Origin of the sequence: Enterobacter sp. BIDMC93 (assembly GCF_001037805.1) — a bacterium.
In the GTDB taxonomy this organism is placed as follows: domain Bacteria; phylum Pseudomonadota; class Gammaproteobacteria; order Enterobacterales; family Enterobacteriaceae; genus Enterobacter; species Enterobacter hormaechei_C.
Map to the genome: position 1 here is coordinate 1,516,628 of NZ_KQ089962.1, position 22,951 is coordinate 1,539,578.

The 22,951-nt window shown below is 60.4% G+C and carries 11 protein-coding genes; 4 read left to right on the top strand and 7 right to left on the bottom strand.

The window, feature by feature from the left end; translation table 11 throughout:
* Both SK58_RS07205 and SK58_RS07210 read left to right on the top strand, forming a co-directional pair.
* Positions 1-1,380 carry an amidohydrolase family protein gene (locus SK58_RS07205; RefSeq protein ID WP_017692799.1) on the top strand — a complete coding sequence of 460 codons (1,380 nt, stop codon included), beginning with the start codon at positions 1-3 and terminating at the stop codon, positions 1,378-1,380.
* Positions 1,381-1,505: 125 nt separating this feature from the next.
* Complete coding sequence (locus tag SK58_RS07210) at positions 1,506-2,240, top strand: class I SAM-dependent methyltransferase (protein WP_017692800.1); 735 nt, start codon at positions 1,506-1,508, stop codon at positions 2,238-2,240.
* On the opposite strand, the gene SK58_RS07215 is transcribed toward SK58_RS07210, so the two are convergent.
* On the bottom strand, positions 2,234-2,836 hold the full coding sequence (locus SK58_RS07215) for a short chain dehydrogenase (RefSeq protein WP_045328299.1): 603 nt from the start codon (positions 2,834-2,836) through the stop codon (positions 2,234-2,236). The genes SK58_RS07210 and SK58_RS07215 overlap by 7 nt on opposite strands.
* A 97-nt stretch (positions 2,837-2,933) precedes the next feature.
* On the opposite strand from SK58_RS07215, the gene SK58_RS07220 reads away from it, so the two are divergent.
* Together SK58_RS07220 and SK58_RS07225 are read left to right on the top strand one after the other, a co-directional pair.
* The gene (locus SK58_RS07220; RefSeq protein WP_015571641.1) at positions 2,934-3,821 is read left to right on the top strand and encodes a LysR family transcriptional regulator; all 888 of its coding nucleotides are present in this window, start codon (positions 2,934-2,936) and stop codon (positions 3,819-3,821) included.
* A gap of 19 nt (positions 3,822-3,840) precedes the next feature.
* Complete coding sequence (locus SK58_RS07225) at positions 3,841-5,022, top strand: aminotransferase-like domain-containing protein (RefSeq protein WP_017382758.1); 1,182 nt, start codon at positions 3,841-3,843, stop codon at positions 5,020-5,022.
* Positions 5,023-5,048: 26 nt separating this feature from the next.
* Here the strand turns inward: SK58_RS07225 and SK58_RS07230 are convergent, their stop codons facing one another.
* From SK58_RS07230 to SK58_RS07255, 6 genes are all read right to left on the bottom strand, one after another.
* Entirely contained in the window at positions 5,049-5,414 is a 366-nt protein-coding gene (locus SK58_RS07230) for a HigA family addiction module antitoxin (protein ID WP_015571639.1), read from the bottom strand.
* Between the two features lie 10 nt (positions 5,415-5,424).
* A complete protein-coding gene (locus SK58_RS07235; RefSeq protein WP_015571638.1) occupies positions 5,425-5,724 on the bottom strand; it encodes a type II toxin-antitoxin system RelE/ParE family toxin in 300 nt (99 codons plus the stop codon).
* Positions 5,725-5,974: 250 nt separating this feature from the next.
* A complete protein-coding gene (locus SK58_RS07240) occupies positions 5,975-7,174 on the bottom strand; it encodes an HlyD family efflux transporter periplasmic adaptor subunit (protein ID WP_017382757.1) in 1,200 nt (399 codons plus the stop codon).
* The gene (locus SK58_RS07245; RefSeq protein WP_017692801.1) at positions 7,155-9,347 is read right to left on the bottom strand and encodes a type I secretion system permease/ATPase; all 2,193 of its coding nucleotides are present in this window, start codon (positions 9,345-9,347) and stop codon (positions 7,155-7,157) included. Before SK58_RS07245 ends, SK58_RS07240 begins: the two co-directional genes overlap by 20 nt.
* A complete protein-coding gene (locus SK58_RS07250; protein ID WP_023295304.1) occupies positions 9,344-10,747 on the bottom strand; it encodes a TolC family outer membrane protein in 1,404 nt (467 codons plus the stop codon). Before SK58_RS07250 ends, SK58_RS07245 begins: the two co-directional genes overlap by 4 nt.
* Positions 10,748-10,829: 82 nt before the next feature.
* The gene (locus SK58_RS07255) at positions 10,830-22,253 is read right to left on the bottom strand and encodes a BapA/Bap/LapF family large adhesin (RefSeq protein WP_048219584.1); all 11,424 of its coding nucleotides are present in this window, start codon (positions 22,251-22,253) and stop codon (positions 10,830-10,832) included.
* Positions 22,254-22,951 lie beyond the last annotated feature (698 nt).

Genomic DNA, 22,951 nt, shown 5'->3' on the forward strand with positions numbered 1-22,951 from the left:
ATGAGTGAGAATAAAAGCCGCCGCGAGTTTATCAGCCAGAGCGGCAAAATGGTTACCGCCTGCGCGCTGTTTGGCGCCACGGGTTCCGTCGCGTATGCTGCCGATTCTGCAAAGGCAACCTGCGAGACGGGTAAACCGATGAACATCACCGCAAAACATTACTATCTCGACAACGTGCTGCTGGAAGCCGGGTTTAACTTCGACGGCAGCGTGGCGACAAGTACCCGCACCGAGCTGAAAACGCTGGAAATCAAAGACGGGAAAATCGTCGCCCTGCGCGACAACAACAGCCACGCGGACGCGACCCTGCCGCACTTCGACGCGGGCAAAAAGCTGATGCTCCCGGCGATGCGCGACATGCACATCCATCTGGATAAAACCTTCTACGGCGGCCCGTGGCGCTCCCTGAACCGTCCGGCGGGCACCACCATTCAGGACATGATCCGCCTGGAGCAGAAGCTGCTGCCGGAGTTACAGCCCTACACGCAAGAACGCGCCGAAAAGCTGATCGACCTGCTCCAGTCCAAAGGGTCAACCATCGCCCGCAGCCACTGCAACATAGAGCCGGTTTCCGGCCTGAAAAACCTGGAAAATTTGCAGGCGGTACTGGCGCGCCGGGGCGCAGGCTTTGACTGCGAAATCGTTGCCTTCCCGCAGCACGGCCTGCTGCTGTCTCATTCTGAAAAGCTGATGCGCGAGGCGATGCAGGCGGGGGCGCATTACGTGGGCGGGCTGGACCCGACCAACGTCGACGGCGCGATGGAGAAATCCCTCGACACCATGTTCCAGATTGCGCTGGATTATGACAAAGGGGTGGATATCCATCTGCATGAAACCAGCCCGGCGGGCGTGGCGGCGGTGAACTACATGGTCGAAACCGTGGAGAAAACGCCTGCGCTGAAGGGGAAGCTGACCATCAGCCACGCCTTCGCCCTGGCGACGCTTAACGAGCAAGAGGTGGATGAGATCGCCACCCGCATGGCGGCACAACAGGTGACCATCGCCTCCACCGTGCCGATTGGCACTCTGCACATGCCGCTGAAGCAGCTGCGTGATAAAGGCGTGTTTGTCATGACCGGTACCGACAGCGTGATCGACCACTGGTCGCCGTACGGTCTGGGGGACATGCTGGAGAAAGCCAACCTCTATGCACAGCTCTATATTCGCCCGAATGAGCAGACGCTTTCGCGTGCGCTGGGCATCGCCACCGGCGACGTACTGCCGCTGAACGACAAAGGCGAGCGCGCGTGGCCGAAAGCGCAGGATGACGCCAGCTTTGTGCTGGTGGATGCCTCCTGTTCCGCCGAGGCCGTGGCACGCATCTCTCCGCGTACCGCGACGTTCCATAAGGGGAATCTGGTCTGGGGCTCTGTGGGTTAATGTGGTGCCGGGTGGCGCTGCGCTTACCCGGCCTACGGTTCGGAGATTTTGTAGGTCGGGTAAGGCGAAGCCGCCACCCGACAATGCAGTATACTGCTATGCACATTCTTAAAGAGGGATCTGCCATGGCACAAAACATCTACGACAATCCGGCGTTTTTCGAAGGCTACGCTCAGCTTCCGCGCTCGGTGCAGGGGCTGGACGGCGCGCCGGAGTGGCCTGCGCTCAGGGCGATGCTGCCGGATTTAACCGGCAAATCGGTTATCGATCTCGGCTGCGGCTATGGTTGGTTCTGCCGCGCGGCGCGTGAGCTGGGCGCGTCTGACGTCACGGGCGTGGATATCTCCGAAAAGATGCTCGCTCGCGCAGTGGAGCTCACCGCCGATCCACTGATTCACTATCAGCGTAGCGATCTGGAGTCTCTCAAGCTCAACGAGAACAGCCTCGATCTGGTCTACAGCTCGCTGGCGCTGCACTATCTGCCGGAACTGAACACATTATTTGCCCACGTTCAGCGCGCGCTTAAACCCGGCGGTTGCCTGGTCTTCTCAATGGAGCACCCGATTTACACCTGCGCCTCCCGTCAGGGCTGGCTGACGGACAACAGCGGCGAGCGGTTCTGGGGCGTGAACCATTATCAGGACGAAAGCCAGCGCGTCAGCAACTGGCTGGCAGACGGGGTGATTAAATACCACCGTACGCTGGGCACCACGCTTAACGCGCTGATCAAGGCCGGATTAACAATAAGCGAAGTCAATGAGTGGGGACCAACGCAGGCGCAAATTGACGCCTGGCCCGCGCTGGCAGAAGAGGCAGAGCGCCCGATGCTGGTGCTGATCGCCGCCCGTAAGGTTCAATAACCGACCTTATACACCCGCCCGCTCTGCACCCCTTCCACGCTGCGGCGGTAAGTCTGCGCAACGGTCGCGGCGGGAACGCTTTCAAAGCCCGGGAAGAAGCCGTCGTACGCTTCGGCGGATTCGGTCAGCACCGTCGGGCTGATCAGATTAATGCGAATACCGCGCGGCAGTTCACAGGCCGCGGCGCGCACAAACCCTTCCAGCGCGGCGTTAACCGTGGTGGCATTCACGCCCTGGGCAATCGGCTCGTGCGCCACAATCCCGCTTATCAGCGTAATCGAGCCACCTTCGTTCAGGTAGTGCTGGCCGGTCAGCGCCAGACGAACCTGCCCCAGCAGCTTATCCTGCAAACCCTGGTTGAACTCGCCGTCGGTCATGGTTGAGAGCGGGCCGAAGTGCAACCCTCCGCTGGCGGAGACAATCGCATCCACCGGACCGATCTTTTTGAACAGCGCCTGCACGCTCGCCTGCGAGGTGATATCCACCTGATGATCGCCCTGCGTGCGACCCACGCGGATCACCTCGTGGCGACGGCTTAGCTCTTCTGTCACAGCACGACCGACGGTACCGCTGGCACCAATAATGACGATTTTCATAGAAGACTCCTTATGTTGTGAGCCTTCATTCTTTAATAAATAAAAATTCAGATAAACTGGGCTGATGTTAGAAGATTGCTAACCAGAGGTTCGTAATATGGATAAGCTTCGCGGCATGGAGACGTTCATCGCGGTGGTGGAAAGCGGCAGCTTTACCGGCGCGGCGGCCCGGCTGGAAATGTCGGCGGTAATGGTCGGGAAGTATATTGCGCAGCTGGAATCGCAGCTCGGTACGCGGCTGCTGGAGCGCAACACCCGTCGCCAGAGCCTGACGGATGCCGGACGCGTTTATTTCGAAGAGGCCAGGCGCGTGCTGGAGCAGGTCTCGATTGCTGAAAACGCGGTTGAGCGTCTGCGAGCCACGCCCGCCGGCACCCTGCGCGTGACGGCGCCTACCTCGTTTGGCGGCTGCGTTATCGCGCCTCTGACGGCCACGTTTTTGCAGCGTTACCCGGAAGTGCGCATCGAACTGGATCTCACCAACCGAATGGTGGATCTGGTAGAGGAAGGGGTCGATCTGGCCATTCGTATCGGTGAGATCCGTAATGAGGATCTGGTGGCGAAATACCTGTGTCCCTACAACATGGTGATCTGCGCCGCGCCGGATTATCTGGCGCGTCACGGTACGCCGCAAACGCCAGCCGATCTGGTGGATCACCTGTGCCTGTCGCACACGGTCTGGACGGCGCGTAACGAGTGGCGGCTGCCGGGAGTGGAAGGCGAAGTGCGCTGGAAGCGTGATGCCGTCTTACGATGCAATGACGGCTACGGCTTACGCATGGCGGCGCGAGCCGGGGCGGGACTCCTGCTGCAACCGGAAGTGCTGGTGGCGGAAGAGCTGGCGAGCGGCAGGCTGGTTCGGGTTCTGGAAGCGTTTACGCCCGCGCCGAGGCCGGTGCATTTACTGTGGCGTCAGGATTTGCGGCCGCTGCCTAAGCTAACGGAATTTATTGCCCATATTCTGCTAAGATTGGGCACAATATAAAAAAGAAGGTAAGTAAAGAATGTCTGCAAACAAACTCGCTAGCAGCGCGCAGGGCCTGCAATCCTCTGCCATCCGTGAATTATTAAAACATAGCAAAATGGCAGGCGTGATTTCGCTGGGTGGCGGTATTCCAAATCCGGACCTGTTCGATCATGAGGGTTTAAAAATCGCTGCTGATGCCGTGCTGTCTCAGCATTTTGGCGAAGCGTTCCAGTACGGCCTGACGGAAGGCGTCCCGGGGCTGCGCGAAGAGATCCAACGCATCTGTGAAGGTCGCGGCATCGCCTGTAAAGCCGATGACGTGGTCATTACTTCCGGCTCGCAACAGTCGCTTGACGTGCTGGCGCGGGCGTTAATTAACCCGGGCGATACGGTCGTCGTGGAGCGGCCTACCTACCTCGCCGCGTTGCAGGTCTTTGGCCTGGCGCAGGCGAATTTTGAATCCGTCGGCACCGACGGTGACGGCATGAAAGTGGATGAACTTGAAGCGCTGGTAGCCACCAAAACCATCAAAGCGGTTTATATCGTGCCAACCTTTGGTAACCCGGGCGGCGTGACGCTCTCCGAAGCGCGTCGTAAACAGCTGGTGGAATTATCGAAGCGCTATGACTTCGTGATTATCGAAGACGACCCGTACAGCGAGATCAACTACACCGACGAAGCGTTCCGCCCGCTGATTGCTCATGCCAAAGATATCGGCAATGAGGATAACGTGGTGTACACCTCCACCTTCTCTAAAATCCTCGCGCCGGGCACCCGCGTGGGCTGGGTGCTGGTGCCGGAGTGGCTGAAGCGCGCGGTGGTGAACCTCAAGCAAACCACCGATCTGCACACCAGCACGCTGTCGCAGCTGATGACGTACGAGTATCTGAAAACCGGTCGTCTGGCGAATCAGATTAAAATGATCCGCGAAGCCTATCGCCAGAAATACCAGACCTTTGCAACGGAACTGGAAGCGGAGCTGGGCGATGTGATGTCGTTCCACAAGCCAAAGGGCGGCATGTTCCTGTGGGCGAAAATGAACAACGGCATCAATACGACGAAATGGCTGGAAAAAACGTTGAGCAACGGCGTCGTGTTTGTGCCGGGTGAGTTCTTCTACTGCAACGAGCCGGACCATACCACGCTGCGCATGTCTTTCGTTACCCCAACGGATGAGCAGCTTAAAGAAGCGGTTCGACGCCTCAAAATTTCCCTGTAACAGGATGCGCATAATGGCAGATGCCGTTATGCGCTGTTCCCGTGCAGGGTAACGTCTGGCTTGCCGGATTTTCGCTTCGCCATGACTTCCGCAACGGTTTTTATCCGGCTTAACTCCTCCTGCGTGCGGGAGTTAGATTGCGCTTCCCAGATATCAACGTTTAGCTGTAAGTTCAGCCAAAATTCAATAGTGGTATTAAAGGCTTTTGCCAGTTTGATCGCCATATCGGCAGTAAGTTTGCGATTGTTATTGACCAACGCGCTTACGGTATTGCGGTGTACATTTAGCATCTCTGCCAGATCGTTGATTTTCAGATTGAGCGGTTCAAGATACTCATACTGCAACACCTCGCCCGGCGTGGTGGGTTTGCGGAGTGCCTGTTGAAGTGTCATAGGTGATGCCTCACTTGTGTTGCGTGTACTTGTGTGGAGAGAGATAGAGATCGTCTGCTTTTCCCTCTGACCAGCGAAATACAAGCCTGTATTGTCTGTTTACCCGGATAGAGGAATATCCCTTCAACGGAGGACTCAATGCTTCATACATATTGCCCGGTGGCGATCGTAAATCCAGGTGCGACATGGCCGCATTGATGATGTCGAGCTTTCTTGCAAGCGCTGTTTCCAGATTCAAAGGAATAACATTGCTCGATCTCCCGTAGAGAAAAAAATCCTCAAGCCATTGATCCCGAAAATGATTAATCATAATGCTGGTAAGCTCCAGTCCTTGAAGCTGAGTGGATAGTAATGCACTCCTGCACTGTGCGCAAGTGCGTTTTGTCTGCGAGTAATATTACCCTGGTCATGGCTGAAGGGAAGTGTGATGCATGACTAAAGGTTAATTCTTCGAGGCGGATTCCACGTCTTGCGTGCGGATTAATGCCCGGCGGCGCTGCGCTTGCGCGGGCCTGCGAGAATGTAGGCCGGGTAAGGCGCAGCCGCCACCCGGCGTTTGACTACCGCTCCCTCAGCGCCTCCTTCGCCCGGTTAAACGGTTTGATCATATAATCCAGCACCGTTTTCTCCCCGGTCTTAATATCCACCGTCGCTATCATCCCCGGCACGATCGAGAAATGCCTGCCCGCCTTATTCACCAGATAATCCTGGCTGGTACGGATAAACACCCGGTAATAGAACACCTCCGGCTTCGCTTCGTCCTGAATAGTGTCCGGCGAAATGGTCTCCACCACCCCGTGTAGCCCACCGTAAATCGCGTAATCGTAGGCGGTGATTTTCACCAGCGCCTCCTGATTAGGGTGGATAAAGGCGATATCCCGCGGCGAGAGGCGGGTTTCAATCAGCAGGTGGTCGTCCACCGGCACAATTTCCATCAGCTCACCGTTGGGCGGGATCACACCGCCAATCGTTGTCACTTTGATGTTTTTCACGATCCCGCGCACCGGAGACTTCACCGTCAGACGGGTAACGGAATCCTCGCGGCCTTTCAGGATCGCTGACACCATATCCACCTCGGCGTTGGCCTTCGACAGCGCTTCACGGGCCTGCACGTAATACTGGGAACGCACGTCGGTGAGCTTCAGCTCCAGGTCGCTTTTCTGCCGTTGCAGGCGCAGCACTTCCACGTGGCTGGCGGCCCCGGTTTTTACCAGCCGCTGGGTGATCGCCAGCTCTTTGTTCGCGAGATCTAACGCGGCGCGCAACTCCCGCTGGGTATCCTCAAGCTGGGCGCGGCGCGAGTTGTAGAGCCGCGTTTCAGCGGCGGTCAGGTCGGTCCATTTCGCCAGGGACGGCGGGAATTTAAGCGGCAGATCGTTCACCTCGGCATACAGACGCGCGCTGGAGGCCAGCGACGCGCGGTAACGCGCCGCGCTTTCGCCGACGTTGGATTCCGAGCGGGTAGGATCCAGTCGCGCCAGCACCTGTCCGGCCTGCACCTGATCCCCTTCGTGCACGTTCAGCTCGGTGAGGATGCCCCCATCCAGCGACTGCAATACCTGCTCGCGTGAACTGGGGATCACTTTCCCGGTGCCGGTTGAGACTTCGTCCAGCACCCCGAACCACGCCCAGACGCCAAGCACCACAAACATCAGCAGGGAGAAGAAAACAATGCGCCGGGCACCGGTATAACCGCTTTCGGAGTCGAGCGCGTTATCCAGATCTTCTACTGCGGCAACGTCACGCTGACTGATTTTCATTTTTCCACTCCCGTCCGGTTGCCTGCTGCTGTTGCTGCATTCGGCTGTTGTTCAGCGCCTGGGCTTTTGGCGCGTCCATCACCAGCATGCCATCTTTGAGTACCACCACGCGCTCCACCAGCTCCAGCACCGGCACGCGGTGGGTCGCGACAATCAGCGTGCGGTTGCCAAGCCACGCTCCGAGGCGCTGAATAAATTCCCGCTCGGTATGCTCATCAAGGGAAGCGGTCGGTTCATCCATCAGCACGATATTCGGATCGCGCAGTAGCATCCGTGCCAGCAGGATGGACTGCCGCTGCCCGCCGGACAGCCCGACACCGTTCTCCATAATCGGGTAATCCAGCCCCTTCGGCAGCTTCTGCACAAAGCTGGCCGCGCCGCACATCTCCAGCACCTCGAAGATCTCTTTATCGGTGGCGCGCGGCATGCCGAGCGTGATGTTCTCGCGCAGGGTGCCGTAAAACAGCCGGGCGTTCTGGGTCATAAAGCCGACGTTTCGCCGCACGTCAGCCACGTCCAGATGCGGCAGGCTGAGGTTGTCGAGCCGCAGTTCACCGCCCGCCAGATCCATCCCGCCCGCCATCGCCTGCAACAGGGTTGATTTGCCCGCGCCGTTGCGCCCGAGGATCGCCACTTTCTCGCCCGCTTTGATCTCCAGACGGTTAATGCGCAGCGCCATGCGCGGATCTTCCGGGTGATAGCGGAACTGCGCCTGCTCGAACAGGTAATGTCCGCGCAGCACGTCCTGACGGATCGGCGTCTCTTCGCGCTGATTCTCGGTCGGCAGCTGCATAATGCTGTCCAGCCCCTCTTTGGCCGCCTTCACCTGCTGCCAGCGGGCCAGCACGCCGCACAGCGTCGCCATCGGGGCGATCATCCGTGAGGCGAGCATTGAGGCGGCCACCACTGAACCGGTGGTTAAGGTGCCGTCGATCACCATCGGCGCGCCCACCACGATCACTCCGGCATACACCAGGCTCTGAATGGTCATCCCCCAGCTGATCAGGTTCTGCGTCAGCTCGCGGGTGCGCAGGCCGGATTCGGCGGTGATCTGGATATAGCTGTTCCACTGCTGCAAAAAGCGGTTCTCCGCCTGCATCAGCTTGATGTCCTCCAGCCCCTGCACGCTCTCCACCAGCACCGCGTTGCGCAGGGTCGATTCATGCGCCGACTGCTTCGCCAGCTCCGCCAGCTTCTTTTGCAGCAGCAGGCCAGGCAGGACCATGATCACCGCCGCCACCGGGGCGATCCACGCCAGCTGCGGGGCGATGATCGCCAGCACAATCACAAACAGGATAAAAAACGGCAGATCGACGATGGTGGAGATGGTGGAGGAGGTGACCATCTCGCGGATCTGCTCCAGCTCGCGCAGCTGGGAGATAAAGCTGCCGGTGGATCGCGGAATGGCGCTGTGGCGCAGCCGCAGCGCGTGGCCGAACACCCGATCCGAGACGCGCAGATCCGAGCGTTTACCCAGCAGATCCATAATGTGTCCGCGCGCTACACGCAGCACAAAGCCAAACAGCGTGGCGATCAGCACCCCGATGGTCAGCACATAGAGCGTCGGATAGGACTGGGCGGGGATCACCCGGTCATACACCTGCATGGAAAAGACGATGCCCGAGAGGGAGAGCACGTTAATGAACAGTGCCGCCAGCATTACCCAGCTGTAAGGGCGAAGGTCGCGCATCACCAGCCGGTAGAGCCAGTCCGGGCGGTATTTGGAGATATAGGCATCCACGCGGCTGTCCTTCAGCGCCGCCAGCGGACGCAGGGCAATGACGTGGCGGATGGCAGGCAGCATCGCGCTCATCGACAGGCGGTTGGTGTGCGTGCTGTCGTCGAAAAAGCTGACCTCAAGCGTATCCTCGCCGTCGAAATTGTCGATCACGCCGATTTTACCGTCGTTCAGCTCAACCACCACCGGCAGACGCCAGCTGTTGATAGCGTGCTGATCGGCCGTCAGCAGCTGGAATGTCAGCCCGGCTTCACGGGCGAGCTGCGTCAGCGCGGGCACCATCGGTTTGCCTTTCAGCCACGGCGCGCCGGCGATCAGCGAGCCTGGCGAACAGGCAACGCGATAGCGCGTCGCCACATAGCCAAACGCCTGCGCCCACTGCTCCAGCGCCTCATCCGTCATATTTTCACCCTGCGGAATATCGCGTTGCTTCATGGCTGGATCTCCACGGTCTGGATGGTGCGGTTTTCAAGATCGAACGCGTGACGCAGGCGCCCGGTGTTGTACAGACAGTTGAGCTGAAGCTGATGCAGCTGTCCGGCGGTTTGCTGTTGGGTAAAGCGCGCCTGATACACCTCCTGCTCGGCGTTGAGCACGTCGAGCAGCGGGCGGGAACCAAGATCGAGATACTGCTGCTGATACAGCTCGCGGGTGCGGGCGCTGAGCGCTTCCTGACGGCCCTGGATCTGAAGCGTGCTCATCAGGCTCATCACCTGGCTGCGCGCTTCCAGCAGTTTTTGCCGCACCTCAAGACGGGTGCGCTGGATGGTGGACTGGGCGGATTCCACCGCGTGTCCGGCAGCGTTACGCCGGGCGGTGAGGCCGCCGCCCTGATAGAGCGGCATCTGCACTTTTACCCACGCGGAGTACTGGGTGCGGTCCCGCGTTTCGTTGCCGGCGTAGCGGTCGTTCAGGTAGTGACGAACTTCCGGCTCCAGCGAAACGGTAGGGGTCATTTGCGCGTTGGCATAGTCGAGATTAGCCTGCGCGACGTTGGCCTGCGCCCAGGCCGCTAATACCGAGGGCACCAGACGATCGTCCGGCTCGGCGATGTCGCAGCTGCGGGCCAGGCTCTGCGGAAAGTCATTGCTGACCGCGTTCAGGCTGTCCCAGCCCAGCAGGCTCATCAGCGTGGCGCGCGAGCTGTCGAGGCTGGCCTGATACTGCATCAGCTGCGCACGCGCCCCTTCGATGCGGGCGTCGGTCTGCACCACGTCAGAGAGTGACGTTGCGCCTTCATCATTACGTTGTTTCGTCAGGGTGCCGATGGAGGACAGGGCATCCAGCTGTTCTTTGGCGGTCTCGACCATCTGCTGCCAGGTCTGCACCTGCACCATGGCGATGGCGGTATCGTGGGCGATGGTGTCGATGCTCACCAGCACGTTGGCCTGCTGCTGGGCGACGCCCGCGTTTTCGGCGCGTACCTGGCTTGCGACTTTGCCGAAGTCGTAAAGCATTTGCGAAAGAGAAAGCACCAGCGAAGGGGTAAAGCCATTATCGTCACCGTCGTGGCTATAACCGTTATCCATGCCGGCGTTAATTTGCGGATAATATTTCGATTTGGCGACGTCCACATTTTCGCTCTGCTGATAAAGTTTGCCGACGGCTTCACTGATGGCCGGATGCCAGGTCACGGCGCGGTTAACCGCTTCATTCAGCTGTAGCGTGCCGGGGGCGGCTTTGCTGGCTACGGGCGCCACGCGACCATTTAAAGAGGGGAGTTCCTGCGTTTCGCTTAATTGTCCGGTATTAATCATCGCCGCAGGGTTTGCCGCGATAGCGGGCACAGATATCAGGCAGCACGAGAGCCACCAGTAAGGCATCTTCTTTCCCATGTCTTGTCCCTAATAAAAAAGTACTGCTTTTTTGTTTATGCCCGGGCGCTGTGCGCGCCCGGGTCATTTCTTGCAGGTGCTATCAGGTAATGATGTGTTGCTGGTTTACAAGCTCGTCGTAGGTGGTCTGAACGTTGTCCAGCGTAACGAGCGCAGATTTAGTGTAGGCGGCTCCCGTGCCGTCACGGTCGATGGAGATCACAGTATTGTTACCGCTTTGTGAAACAGACACATAGTTCCCCAGCGTCGACGCACTACCGTTCCAGCCCACCAGCAGATCGCCAATGTCGATCTTGTCTCCCTGCGTGAGGGAGAAGTTCGTCCAGTGGTCGCCCGTGCTGTTACCTGCGGTAGCGTTACCCGCCGTATTGTTCAACACCTGATAAATCAGCGTGTCGCCGTAGGCCGTGCCGCTAATCACATCGTTATGCTCCGAACTGACAAATTTCGGCGCCATGTCAATGGTCAGCGACGCGGTATCCGTGGCGCCGCTGGCATCGGTCAGGGTGTAGTTAAAGACCTCCTTGCTGGTAATGGTAGAGAGCGAGATCCCCGGGTTGAGGGTATAGGTGTAACTGCCGTCAGCGGCAATCGCCAGCGTCCCGTAGTGGCCCGTGATGTTTGACATCGTGCTGCCGGTGTACGGATCCAGCGTGGTGGTAACGCCGTCGTAGCCGGTAATGCTCACGCGGGTATCCACCGAGTGCAGCTGGTCCATCGCCCCTGCGGAACCGGTGCCGTCGAAGATATTGCCGTCAACGGTGTGGGTGCCTGTGGCGTCGAACTGCGACAGGGAGTAGGTCGTGCCGTTTACGCTTGGGGTAATGGTGATGTTCCCCACGCTCAGCCCCGGTACGCTGCCGGTAAAGTTCAGCGTATAGGTCCCGGCGTTGAGATCCAGCCCGGTCAGCGGAACGTCGATGTTGCCGCCCAGCAACGAACCTCCGCTGAAGGAGCCGCTGCGAATCACATTCGTCCCGTCAGTGATTGACCAGTTCACCGTCAGCCCGCCCAGTGCCAGCAGCGAGGCCACGTTAAAGTGCAGCGAGGCGTTATGCAGCGCGGTGTTTGCATCCACCACGAAGGTCCCGCTTCCGCTGCCCTGCGTTGACCCCAACAGGGCGGTAGTCCAGCTGGCGGTGCCGACGGAGGTATCCGTATAGGTTGACGTATGGTGAACCGACGTGACGTCCATCGCGGTGCTGACATCGTTTACCGCATCCATTGGGCGCGCGGTTGGGGTGATGTTCAGCGATGCCGTGTCCTTCGAGCCGTCAGGCGCGGTGATGGTGTAGACGAAGGTATCCGGCGTGCTGATATGGTCCGCGCCGACCCCGCTGTCCAGGGTGTAGGTGTACTCCCCGGCCGCGTTGATCCGCAGCGTACCGTACTCGCCGGTGATCTCCGTCAGGCCGCTGCTGTTCACCGCCACGCCGTTCACGTCAGAGACCACGGTACCCGCTGGTGCAATATCATCCGCCAGCACATCCCCAGTGGTGCTCTCGCTCACGCTTGCCACGCTGTAGACATGATCCTGCAAGACGTTCAGCGTGTAGGCCGTCAGCGCGGTGATCCCCGCCGCCGTATTGAGCAGGAACAGGTACTCACCGGCAGGCAGATTCAGCGTCAGCTGCGAGGAGGTGCCCCCCAGCAGCGGCGCGCGCAGCCAGCCGGGTTCAACGCGCATCTGCTCGAAGGTCTGCGTCGCATTGTTGAACTTATAGATGTAGAGGTCGAACACCGAGGCCAGCGCCACGCCGCCCACGGACGCCTGAACGGTCATGGTGCGGGTGGTGCCTTCTTCTACGGAGTAGATGATCGGGTTGGCCAGATCGTCCAGCAGGTTCAGCCCCAGCGTATTGCCAAGGTTGATCCCCACCAGGGTAAAGCCGCCCTGCGACGAGGTGCCGTTGTTGATCGCCTCCACGGTGGTATCGAAGGTCAGCGAGGCGGTATCGTCCACGGCCACGATACCGCTGCTGCTGGTGCCTTCGCCCAGCGACAGTACCAGATTTGCCGAGGCGCTGGTGCCGTTGTGGGTGATGGTGTAGGTAAAGTTCTCCGTGCGCCCAATGACGGCGGCGCTGGTGTTGGTCAGGTTATAGATATAGCTGCCGTCCAGGTTGATGGTCAGCGTGCCGTACTGCCCCTGAATCACCGTGCCGTCAGCCGTGACGCTGGTGGTGGTGCCCTGGGCGTTGGTGACCGCGGTGACGGTGGTGCCCGCCGGGGCGTTGTCGCTGCCTGCGGTTGGGTCCACGTCGGTGATGACGTTCCCGACAACGCTGGTCTCGCCGGACACGGTGCCTGCGCTGGTCTCTTTCACCGCCACATCGAGGCTGGTGTAAGAGCCGGTTGCCAGCAGGTTAGTGTTGTAGCTCAGGACGCGATACTGACCATCCGCCAGGCCGGTCAGGTTCAGCGACACCCCCGTCGCGCCGAGGGTCAGCAGGTCAGCGAACTGCGGCTGTCCGGTGTCGACCACGGTGGTCCAGGTGTTGTTGGCGGCGTCAAAGCGCTGTACCACCAGCTCAAGGGTATTGAGCAGGGAGAGTACGGCCCCCGTGGCGTTGGCGTTCACGGCAATATCCGCACTGCCGCCGCTGCCGACGGTGAAACCTACCTGCGCGGTGTCGTTGCCGAGCAGCGTCAGCACGTTACCTACGGCGCCCACCAGCAGGAAACCATAGTCGCTGTACTGCGAGTTGGTCACCGTTGCGGTGGTTGTCAGCGCCAGCTCTTCAACGTTGGTGCTGGCTGAGAGCGGCACCACCGGCGCAAGGGCTGAGCCGGGCAGCGAGACGTTGCCTGCCGCGTCGGTGGCGGTGATTTGCAGCGTCTGGCCTTCCGTCTGTTTATTGAGGAAGGTGTAGCTCCAGGAGCCGTTGCTGTCTGCCGTGGCGGTGACCGTTGAGTTATCCGCCAGACGGATGGTGACGGTACTGCCCGCTTCGGCGCTACCGGTCAGTACACTGCCGTCTGCGTTGAAGGTCCCGGTCGGGGCCGTTGGCGCAGTGAGATCGACAATGACGGTGGTCGAGGTGGAAATCGGGCTGGTGCCCGAGCCGTTGCTCGCCGTGGCGGTGAAGGCATGCGGCCCTTCGCTCAGCACCGGCGTGGTGAAGCTCCAGTTGCCGCTGGCATTTGCGGTGACCGTGCCCATCAGCACCCCGTTGTTATAGAGGGTGATAGTCGCGTTTGGCTGCGCCGTGCCGCTCAGGGTTGGCGTGGTGTCATCGGTGGTTTTCCCGTTGGTCAGGTTGCCCGTCACCGTGCCGACGTTATCGTCGATGTTAGCGATAACCGGCGCGTTCGGGATCGTGGTGATCGGAGCAATCACGGAGGTGGTGATACCCGCGTTACCGGCCTTATCGGTAGCAAAGACAATCAGTGACTCCCCGCCGGTCTGTGGAGGGGTGAGGGTGGCGCTGAAGTTTCCGCTGCCGTCCGCGACGGCGGTACCAAGCACGGTTCCGGTGCTGCTGGTGATGGTGACGGTACTTCCCGCTTCCGCCGTACCGGTAACCTGCGTCCCGTTGGTGATCACCGCCAGCCCGGTTGGGGCTGGTGGCGGCGTCAGGTCAACGTTGATCGTGATAATCGGCGATGGCGCGCTGGTATTGCCCGCGGCATCGGTGGCGGTGGCGGTGAAGTTATGCGCGCCTTCGGTCAGCGTGGTGCTGGTTTGCGGCAGCGTCCAGTTGCCGTTGGCATCGGCAGTGACGGTTCCCACCAGCGTCGTGCCGTCGTAAATACGTACGGTGGCATTGGCTTCCGCCGTACCGTTTAAGGTCGGACGGGTGTCGTTGGTTGGGTTGGTGCCGGTGACAGGGCCGGTGACGGTTCCCACATCATCCACAATCGAGGTGATTGCCGGTGCGACAGGGGCGGTGGCATCCACATTGATGGTGTAACCCCCGGTCTGCGCGCTGGCGTTGCCCACGGCGTCGGTGGCGGAGAAGGTCAGATTATGCGGCCCGTCAGCCAGCGGGGTGGACGGCGTAAAGCTCCACGCGCCGCCGGTGGCGATCGCAGTGCCAATCTGTACCCCATTGTCATAGATGGTTACCGTCGCGCCAGCTTCTGCCGTACCGGTGAGCGTTGGACGTGCATCGTTGGTTAACCCGCCGTTGGCGACAGGCGTCGCAGCATTACCGACGTCGTCGGTGATGCTGGTCAGTACCGGTAGCGCTGGCGGCGTGGTGTCAATGGTCAGGCTGAAATCGGCGGACGGCGCGCCGGTGTTCCCCGCCTGATCCGTTGCTTCTGCGGTAAAGGTGTGTGACCCGGTGCCCAGCGGCACGGTGATATCCACGGTCCAGTTGCCGTTAGCATCGGCAGTACCGGTGCCCACCAGCGTAGTGCCTTCGTAGATATTCACGGTGGCCAGCGGCTCGCTGGTCCCCACCAGGCGCGGGAGAGGATCGTTCGTGGTCTGGCCGGAGCCAATCGCCCCGGTGATGGTGCCAACATCGTCAATCGCCTGGGTGATAACCGGCGCGGCAGGCGCAGTCGTATCCACCACCAGCGTAAAGCCTGGTGAGGCAGGACTGACGTTGCCCGCGGCATCGGTTGCCGTGGCTGTCCAGGTGTGGCTGCCGTTTGCCAGCGTGCCGGTGGTGAAGCTCCATACGCCGTTGGCATCAGCCACGGCGGTGCCCACCTGCTGACCATTCTCATAGATGGTGATGGTCGCGTTGGCTGCCGCGGTGCCGTTCAGCGTTGGCGTGGTGTCGTCTGTGCTTTGTCCCGAGGCGACCGGGCCCAGCACGGGACCGGCATTGTCGGTGGCAGGGGTAAAGGCCGGTGCGTCGGGCACCGACGTATCCACCGTCAGGTTGAACGGTGGCGAGGTGACCCCGGTATTGCCTGCGGCATCGGTGGCGTTGAAGGTAATGGTATGCGGCCCTTCACCCAGCGCGGTGGTCGGCGTGAAGGTCCAGTTACCCTGGGCGTTGACGACCGCCGTGCCGATTTCCACATCATCGACAATAACGTGCACCGTTGCGCCCACTTCCCCCGTACCGTTGAAGGTTGGACGGGTGTCGTTGGTGGAACCGTTGCTGGCGATGATTCCCGTTCCCGGGCTGACATCGTCTATCACCGTGGTAACCACCGGGGCCGCAGGGCCAGTGGTATCCACCGTAAAGGCGAATACTGGCGAGTTGGCGGAGACGTTTCCGACATCATCGCTGGCGTTGACGCGCAGGTTATACGTCCCGTCCGTCAGAACCGGGTCCGGCGTAAAGGTCCAGTTACCGTTGCCGTCGACCGTAGTGGTACCAATCTCCACGCCGTTATTCAGAACGTGAATGGTGGTACCCGCCTGGCCGGTGCCGCTCAGGGTTGGCGTGGTGTCATTGGTGACCTGCCCGGCGGTAAGCGGGCCGGTTACGCCACCCGGAGCGTTGTCGCTGACCGTATCGATCGTCGGCACCTGTGGCGCCGTCAGATCGATATTGATGCTCCAGACGCCGGACGGCTGGCTGACGTTGCCCTGCGGATCCGTCGCTCTGACCGTAAAGTCATGCGTTCCTTCCCCGAGGGCGGTTTCAGGGGTAAATGTCCAGGCGCCGGTACCGTCTGCCGCCACCGTACCAATCTGCGTGGCGCCATCAAAAATGGCGACGACGCTGTTCGGCTCGGCGGTACCGGTCAGGGTTGGCGTGGTGTCGTTGGTTGGATCGCCGCTTGGGACAGGCGTTGCCGCATTGCCTGCGTTATCCGTCACGCTGGTAATCACCGGCGTGGTGGAGACGGTGTCGACCACAATGGTGATCCCGGCCGACGGGGTGCTCTCATTGCCCGCCGGGTCGGTGGCGGTCACGGTCAGGGTGTGGCTGCCGTCGTCCAGCGCAGGCGGCGTGTAGCTCCAGGTGCCGGTCGGACCGACAACAACGGTGCCCAGCGGGTCGCCGTCATCGTACACCGTAATAGTGTCCCCGGCCGTGCCTGTCCCGGTCAGGGTAGGACGGTTGTCGTTGGTGCTCTGCCCGTCGGCGATTGGGCCGGTGATCGGACCTACGTCATCAGTCACCGCACCGATGGCTGGCGCTGTCGGGGCGGTAAGGTCGACGGTGACGGTCGCAATCGGCGACTGTCCGCTGGTCTCGCCGGTGGTGGTATTCGTGGCGGTCACGGCAAAGGTGTGTGGCCCTTCCGTCAGCGGCAACAGCGGCGTGTAGCTCCAGTTGCCGTTATCATCCGCAACAACGTTCGTCAGCGGAACCAGCGCCCCATCCTGATAAATGGCGATCACGCTGCCCGGATCGGCGGTGCCGGTAAGGGTAGGCGTGACGTCATTGGTGGTTTTATCTTTCACGTCGCCCGTGACGGGATCGGCGTCATCGTTGATCGCCGTAATCACCGGCACCGCAGGCAGCTCGAGCGGAGAGTCCGGCACGTCAAAGGTGGTTGACGGGCTGGCATTGCCTGCGGGGTCCGTGGCGGTGAGCGTCAGCGTCGCGGCATCCAACTGGGCCGGGGAGAGGGCGATGGTGAAGGAGCCTCCCGTCGCGACCCCGGTCCCGATGATATTGCCGTTGGCGTCACGAACCGTCACCGTGGTTCCGTCATCTGCCGTACCGGTCAGCGGGGTGCCCTCCGCGGCAATGGCGATATTAGTTGGCGTTGCAGGCGGCAGGGTATCCACCGTTACGCTGAGATCCCCGGAGCTGGCGGAGGTATTTCCCGCCGCGTCACTCGCGGCCACGGAGAAGGTATGCGGCCCCTCGGTAAGCGCAGGGTCGGCGGTCCAGGACCATGTCCCGTTCGGCTGAACCTCCACGACCACCGGCGAGGCGACACCATCAACAGAAACGGTGACGCTCGAACCCGGCTCGCCAATCCCGGTGAGGGTTGGCGTACCGTCGCGGGTGTAAAGCACGCTGTTGGTCAGCTGGCTGTCAGAGACGGCGTCAATTTGCGGCACGGTTGGCGCCTGCGTATCAACCTCCACCGTAAAGACCGGGCTTACCGGGCTAACGTTACCGGCATCGTCCACCGCGGCGACGGTGATATTCAGCGGGCCGTCGGTCTGCGTCGGCAGGGTATAGGACCATCCGCCATTGACGACTTCAACGCGATCCACTTCCACGCCGTTGTTGTAGATGATCACCGTCTCGCCGGTGGTGCCGGTTCCGCTCAGGGTCGGTGTGGTGTCGTTAGTGGACCCGCCGTTCTGCGCGCCGGCGATGTCGCTGATAACAGGGGTGTCCGGGGCGAGGGTATCGACCGTTATCGTGATACCGGCTGATGGCACAGATTCGTTCCCGGCTTCATCGGTGGCGGTCGTCGTGTATTCGTGCGTCCCTTCGCCAATGTTGCTCTCAGGACGCCAGCTCCAGTTACCGTTACCGTCCACCGTAACGCTGCCCACGGCCTGCGGCTCGCCTGTACCCACCTGGTCATAGATGGTAATGACGTCATTCGGCGTACCGGTGCCGCTCAGGACCGGACGCGGATCGTTGGTGGATTCGCCATCCAGCACGGGACCGGTGATCTGGCTTACGCTGTCTGTCACCGTTGGGGTTCCCGGCTGGGCAGGCGCGTCGGTATCAATGGTAATGGTCACCGGCGTGGACGGCGCGCTTTCGTTCCCGGCGCTGTCCTGGTTGGTCACCGTCAGGGAGAGATCGTAGGTGCCGTCAGGCAGCGGAGTGGTGGGTGTCCAGCTCCAGTTACCGTCGCCATCGATCTCGGCCTCACCAATTTTGGTGGCGCCATCGTAAATGTTCACGGTATCCCCCGGCGTGCCCGAGCCGCTCAGGGTTGGCGTGGTATCCCGGGTGGTCTCCCCAGGATTCAGGGCCGTCCCCGGCGTGCCGCCGTCCGGGTTGACGGTGATCTCAGGAATATCCGGCGTTGCAGGCGCGGTGGTGTCGATCGCCAGTTCAAACGGCGGCGAAATGGTGGTGTTACCCGCCTCATCCGTTGCGTGGACCGTCAGCGAGTGCGGGCCGTCCGTCAGCGGCGTGGTTGGCGTGAAGCTCCAGCCACCGCTGCCGTCGAGCACGGCCGTGCCGAGCAGGGTGGTTCCGTCATAGATCGTGATGGTGGTGCCTGCCGGTGCGGTTCCCTGCAACTGCGGCAGCGTGTCGTCGGTGGTGTCCCCGCTGTTAAGAGGAAGCTGCACCGGCCCCACGTTATCGGAGACGGTGTCAATGGTGGCTGCCGGTGGCGGGGTGGTATCGACGGTAAGGGTAAAGCCGGCTGATGGTGCGCTGGCGTTACCGGCTGCATCGCTCGCGACGACGGTGAAGGTATGCTGCCCGTTCACTAATGGGGTAGTAGGCGTGAAGGTCCATGCGCCACCGCTGTTAACAACGGCAGTACCAATATCCTGTCCGTCCAGGCGGATCGTCACGGTGGAGCCCGGCTCGCCGGTACCGTTCAGCGTCGGGAGAGTGTCGTTGGTGGTTTCATTGTTGTCGAGCGCACCCGTGCGACCCGGTACGTCATCAATGACCTGCGTAATGGCTGGCGCGCCCGGGGCGGCGGTATCCACCGTGATGCTCCAGGTGTTCGATGTCCCGCTGAGGTTATTGTTGGCGTCAACCGCCGTCGCCGTCAGTACGTGCCCGCCGTCCGGTAGCGCGGTTTCCAGCGTGATGGACCACTGACCGTTCGCCGACACGACTGCGGTGCCAATTTCGGTAGTACCGCTGTAGAGGGTGATGGTGGTGCCAGGCTCGCCCGTTCCGTTGATGGTAGGCGTGCTGTCGTTGGTGAGACCGTTCTGGCTGACAGGACCGGTGACGCCGGGGGCATCATCCACCACGCCCGTGATGACCGGGGTTTGTGCCGCGGTGATGTCCGGCGCGTCAAAAGGCGCTGTCGGACCGGTGTTTCCGGCGGTATCAGTGGCATCGGCGGTCAGGGCTTCGCCGTTGGCTTTCGGCGGGATCAGATCTACGCTGAAATTCCCCTGATCGTCGGCGACCGCTTCCCCGACCTTCACGCCATTTTCACGAATGGTGACGGTACTGCCCGGCTCGGCTGTACCGGTTACGGTGGTGCCGTCGGCAGAGATCACCACGTTTTCCGGCGCCAGCGGTGGGGTGCTGTCTGGCGCGTCGGCAAAGCCAGACGGGCTGGTGTTGCCGCTGCCGTCGGTGGCCGTCACTTCAAGGGCTTCGCCGTTGGTCTGGGCTGGCGAAATCGGGATGGTAAATGTGCCGTCCGGACCGGCGGTGGCCTGGCCGATGATCGTACCGTCCGGCGCTTTAATGATGATTGTGCTGTTTGGCTCGGCGGTTCCGCTGACGCTGGCCCCGTCTTCCGCCACCACCAGGTTGCCCGGTGCGGCAGGCGGGGTGATATCCGCTGCGTTAACCAGCGCCGGTGAGCTCTGGTTGCCTGCGGCATCGGAGGCGACCACGGAGATAATCTCACCGTTGGTCTGCGCAGGGTTCAGGTTGGCGACATAGTTGCCGTTGCTGTCGGCAGTGGCGGTCCCGATTTGCAGCCCGGCATTGTTGGTGATGACGATTTTACTGCCCGGCTCGGCGGTACCGGTGATCTGGGTGCCTGCGGAGTTGAGCGTCGCAACCGGCATGTCTGGCGGCGTAAGATCGACGGTAAAGTTGATCGGCTGAGACAGACCGCTCTGGTTGCCTGCCGCATCGGTTTCCCGCAGGGTAATCGAGTGTGTGCCTTCTGCCAGTGGACTCGTCGGCGTGATGCTCCAGGTACCGTTCGGCAGAACGGTGGTGGTGCCGATAACAACGCCGTTATCGTAAACCGTGATCGTGCTGCCCGGTTCGCCTCTGCCCGTCAGGCGCGGCTCTGAGGCATCGGTAAATTGCCCGGCACCGATCGCCCCTTTCAGTACGCCCGTGTCGTCGTTAATGATAAATCCGGAAGGCGTTTGCGGCGCGGTGACATCTACCGTGACGGTAAAGACCGGCGAGGCCGGGCCAGTGTTACCGGCGACGTCGGTGGCGCGCACGGTAAGCTGGTGGCTGCCTTCGCTCAGATTCACCGACGGCGTAAAGCTCCAGCTTCCGTTACTGCCCACAGCCGCTGTGCCAATGGCAATGCCGTTATCATAGATGGTGACCGTCGAGCCCGCTTCCGCCGTGCCGGTGAGCTGTGGCCGTGGGTCGTTGGTGCTGCTTCCACTCCCGAGCGTGCCGGTGCCAGGCGCAACATCATCGGTGATGCTGACGATCGCTGGCGCGCCAGGCGCGACGGTATCGACCACGAAGGTTACCGCCGTGGACGCCGGGCTGGTATTGCCTGCGGCATCGGTCGCGGTGGTGGTAATGGCGTGGCTGCCTTCAGACAGGTTGGTCGACGGGGTAAAGCTCCATTTCCCGGTGGCATCGGCTGTGGCGGTGCCAATCGGTTTCCCGTTGTCATAGAAGGTAATGACGGTGCCGGCTTCACTGATGCCGCTGAACGTCGGACGCGCATCGTCCGTGCGTTGTCCGTTGCTCAGCGGGCCTGTTTCGGCACCCACGTTATCATTGACGGTGACAATCTCGGGTGCATCCGGCGCGGTGAGATCCGGTGCCGTGACCTGAACGCCCGGGCTGGTATTGCCGGACGGATCGGTGGCGGTAGCGGTGATCTGTTCCCCGTTGGTGAGCGGCGTACCGAGATCAATCGTAAATTTCCCGTCGCTGCCCGCTTTGCCCGTTCCGATGGTGTTGCCATCGGCATCTTTCAGGGTAACGGTGCTGCCCGGCTCAGCGGTACCGGTGACGGTTTTGCCGTCAGGAGAGACCTCCAGATTGGCCGGGGCATCCGGCGCGGTGAGATCCGGTGCCGTAACCTGACCGCCCTGGCTGGTATTGCCGGACGGATCGGTGGCGGTGGCGGTGATCTGTTCCCCGTTGGTGAGTGGCGTACCGAGATCAATCGTAAATTTCCCGTCGCTACCCGCCTTGCCCGTTCCGATGGTGTTGCCATCGGCATCTTTCAGGGTAATCGTGCTGCCCGGCTCAGCGGTACCGGTGACGGTTTTGCCGTCAGGTGAGACCTGTAGATTGGTGGGGGCATCCGGAGGCGTGGTATCTGGCTCGGAAGGATTTCCCGGATTGCCGGGATTCGGACTGTTGTTATCGTCATCCCCGCCACCTCCACCGCCGGTTCCTGCCGCAATGGCAATCCCACCTGCGACGGCCAGGCCACCCAGCACCCAGGGCCACGCTGCGGCGCCGCCGGTATCACTCCCTGACGCCGCCAGTAGGGCGTCCGTGGAGGCGATGGATTCATAGGTGGCGGCACCGGTTGGATCTTCAATCCACCACAGCGCACCGTCGCTCTCCTCAAGCACCAGCTGGCTCACGCCCTGCGCGTCGGTGACGTAGAAATTCTTAAGGGTAATCACTTCACCCGAGTTGAGGGTAATCACCAGATCGTTTCCGCTGCGGGAGTAACCTGAGATGTCGGCGCGATCCACGTTAAGTTTAACGATTGAGGAGTGATCGAGTGTTATCTGTGTCCCTTCCGTGGTCGTTTCCACGCCAGTTAGTTTCGATATAACAGATATTTGGCTCATACAGTTATTACTCCAGCAGAGTTATTGTTTACGGCGTGTCAGACGTGGCCATATTTTCTGAAGGGATGAGGGCGCTCCCGGCGAAAATACTGTGAATAAAACAGTATTTACCGTTGCTTTCTTTAGAGCGACCGAGATCCGCCAGCAATCAACGTGGCAACATCAGGGCGAAGCTAATTATTTACATGAGAAACTGTTATTTATTTATATTTTCGTGTTTTATAAGCCTTATTATTTGTGCAGGTATTATTTATTTTGCTGTAAAAATGATATAGCTATAAATATCTGAATGTGCAAATTAAGTGTCTGTAAACCCTGCACTGTGATTGCAGAGAAAATTAATTGATAGCGCGAATATATTTTGTTGGCTATGCGGACCGCGCCACAGAGGCGTTGGCGTACAGGCGGTCGGGATTAGGTAGTGGAAGAGATGATAGGGGATAATACTGAATACACAGGCTTTATTTATAATTCCAGCGAATATTAATGACTGCTTAATTATGATTTAAGTTAGGGTAAATCATCTGCTGTATGATATATTTCAAAGAATCGCATTAATAAAATATATTTTCGGTTTGGGTTTGGATTCTGCTACGCATAAAAATAAACTGTCGACTTCACATATTTCATAAATAAAAAGGCCGCAAATGTGGCCTTTCTGAGGGGGGAGGTTTAGCCGAAAGAGATAATCCCCATTT

What these genes read in the sequence shown, in the direction of transcription:
- SK58_RS07245 (WP_017692801.1), bottom strand. Translation starts at nt 9,347, where the DNA reads ATGAAGCAACGCGATATTCCGCAGGGTGAAAATATGACGGATGAGGCG.
- SK58_RS07240 (WP_017382757.1), bottom strand. Translation starts at nt 7,174, where the DNA reads ATGAAAATCAGTCAGCGTGACGTTGCCGCAGTAGAAGATCTGGATAAC.
- SK58_RS07250 (WP_023295304.1), bottom strand. Translation starts at nt 10,747, where the DNA reads ATGGGAAAGAAGATGCCTTACTGGTGGCTCTCGTGCTGCCTGATATCT.
- SK58_RS07230 (WP_015571639.1), bottom strand. Translation starts at nt 5,414, where the DNA reads ATGACACTTCAACAGGCACTCCGCAAACCCACCACGCCGGGCGAGGTG.
- SK58_RS07225 (WP_017382758.1), top strand. Translation starts at nt 3,841, where the DNA reads ATGTCTGCAAACAAACTCGCTAGCAGCGCGCAGGGCCTGCAATCCTCT.
- SK58_RS07215 (WP_045328299.1), bottom strand. Translation starts at nt 2,836, where the DNA reads ATGAAAATCGTCATTATTGGTGCCAGCGGTACCGTCGGTCGTGCTGTG.
- SK58_RS07210 (WP_017692800.1), top strand. Translation starts at nt 1,506, where the DNA reads ATGGCACAAAACATCTACGACAATCCGGCGTTTTTCGAAGGCTACGCT.
- SK58_RS07255 (WP_048219584.1), bottom strand. Translation starts at nt 22,253, where the DNA reads ATGAGCCAAATATCTGTTATATCGAAACTAACTGGCGTGGAAACGACC.
- SK58_RS07220 (WP_015571641.1), top strand. Translation starts at nt 2,934, where the DNA reads ATGGATAAGCTTCGCGGCATGGAGACGTTCATCGCGGTGGTGGAAAGC.
- SK58_RS07205 (WP_017692799.1), top strand. Translation starts at nt 1, where the DNA reads ATGAGTGAGAATAAAAGCCGCCGCGAGTTTATCAGCCAGAGCGGCAAA.
- SK58_RS07235 (WP_015571638.1), bottom strand. Translation starts at nt 5,724, where the DNA reads ATGATTAATCATTTTCGGGATCAATGGCTTGAGGATTTTTTTCTCTAC.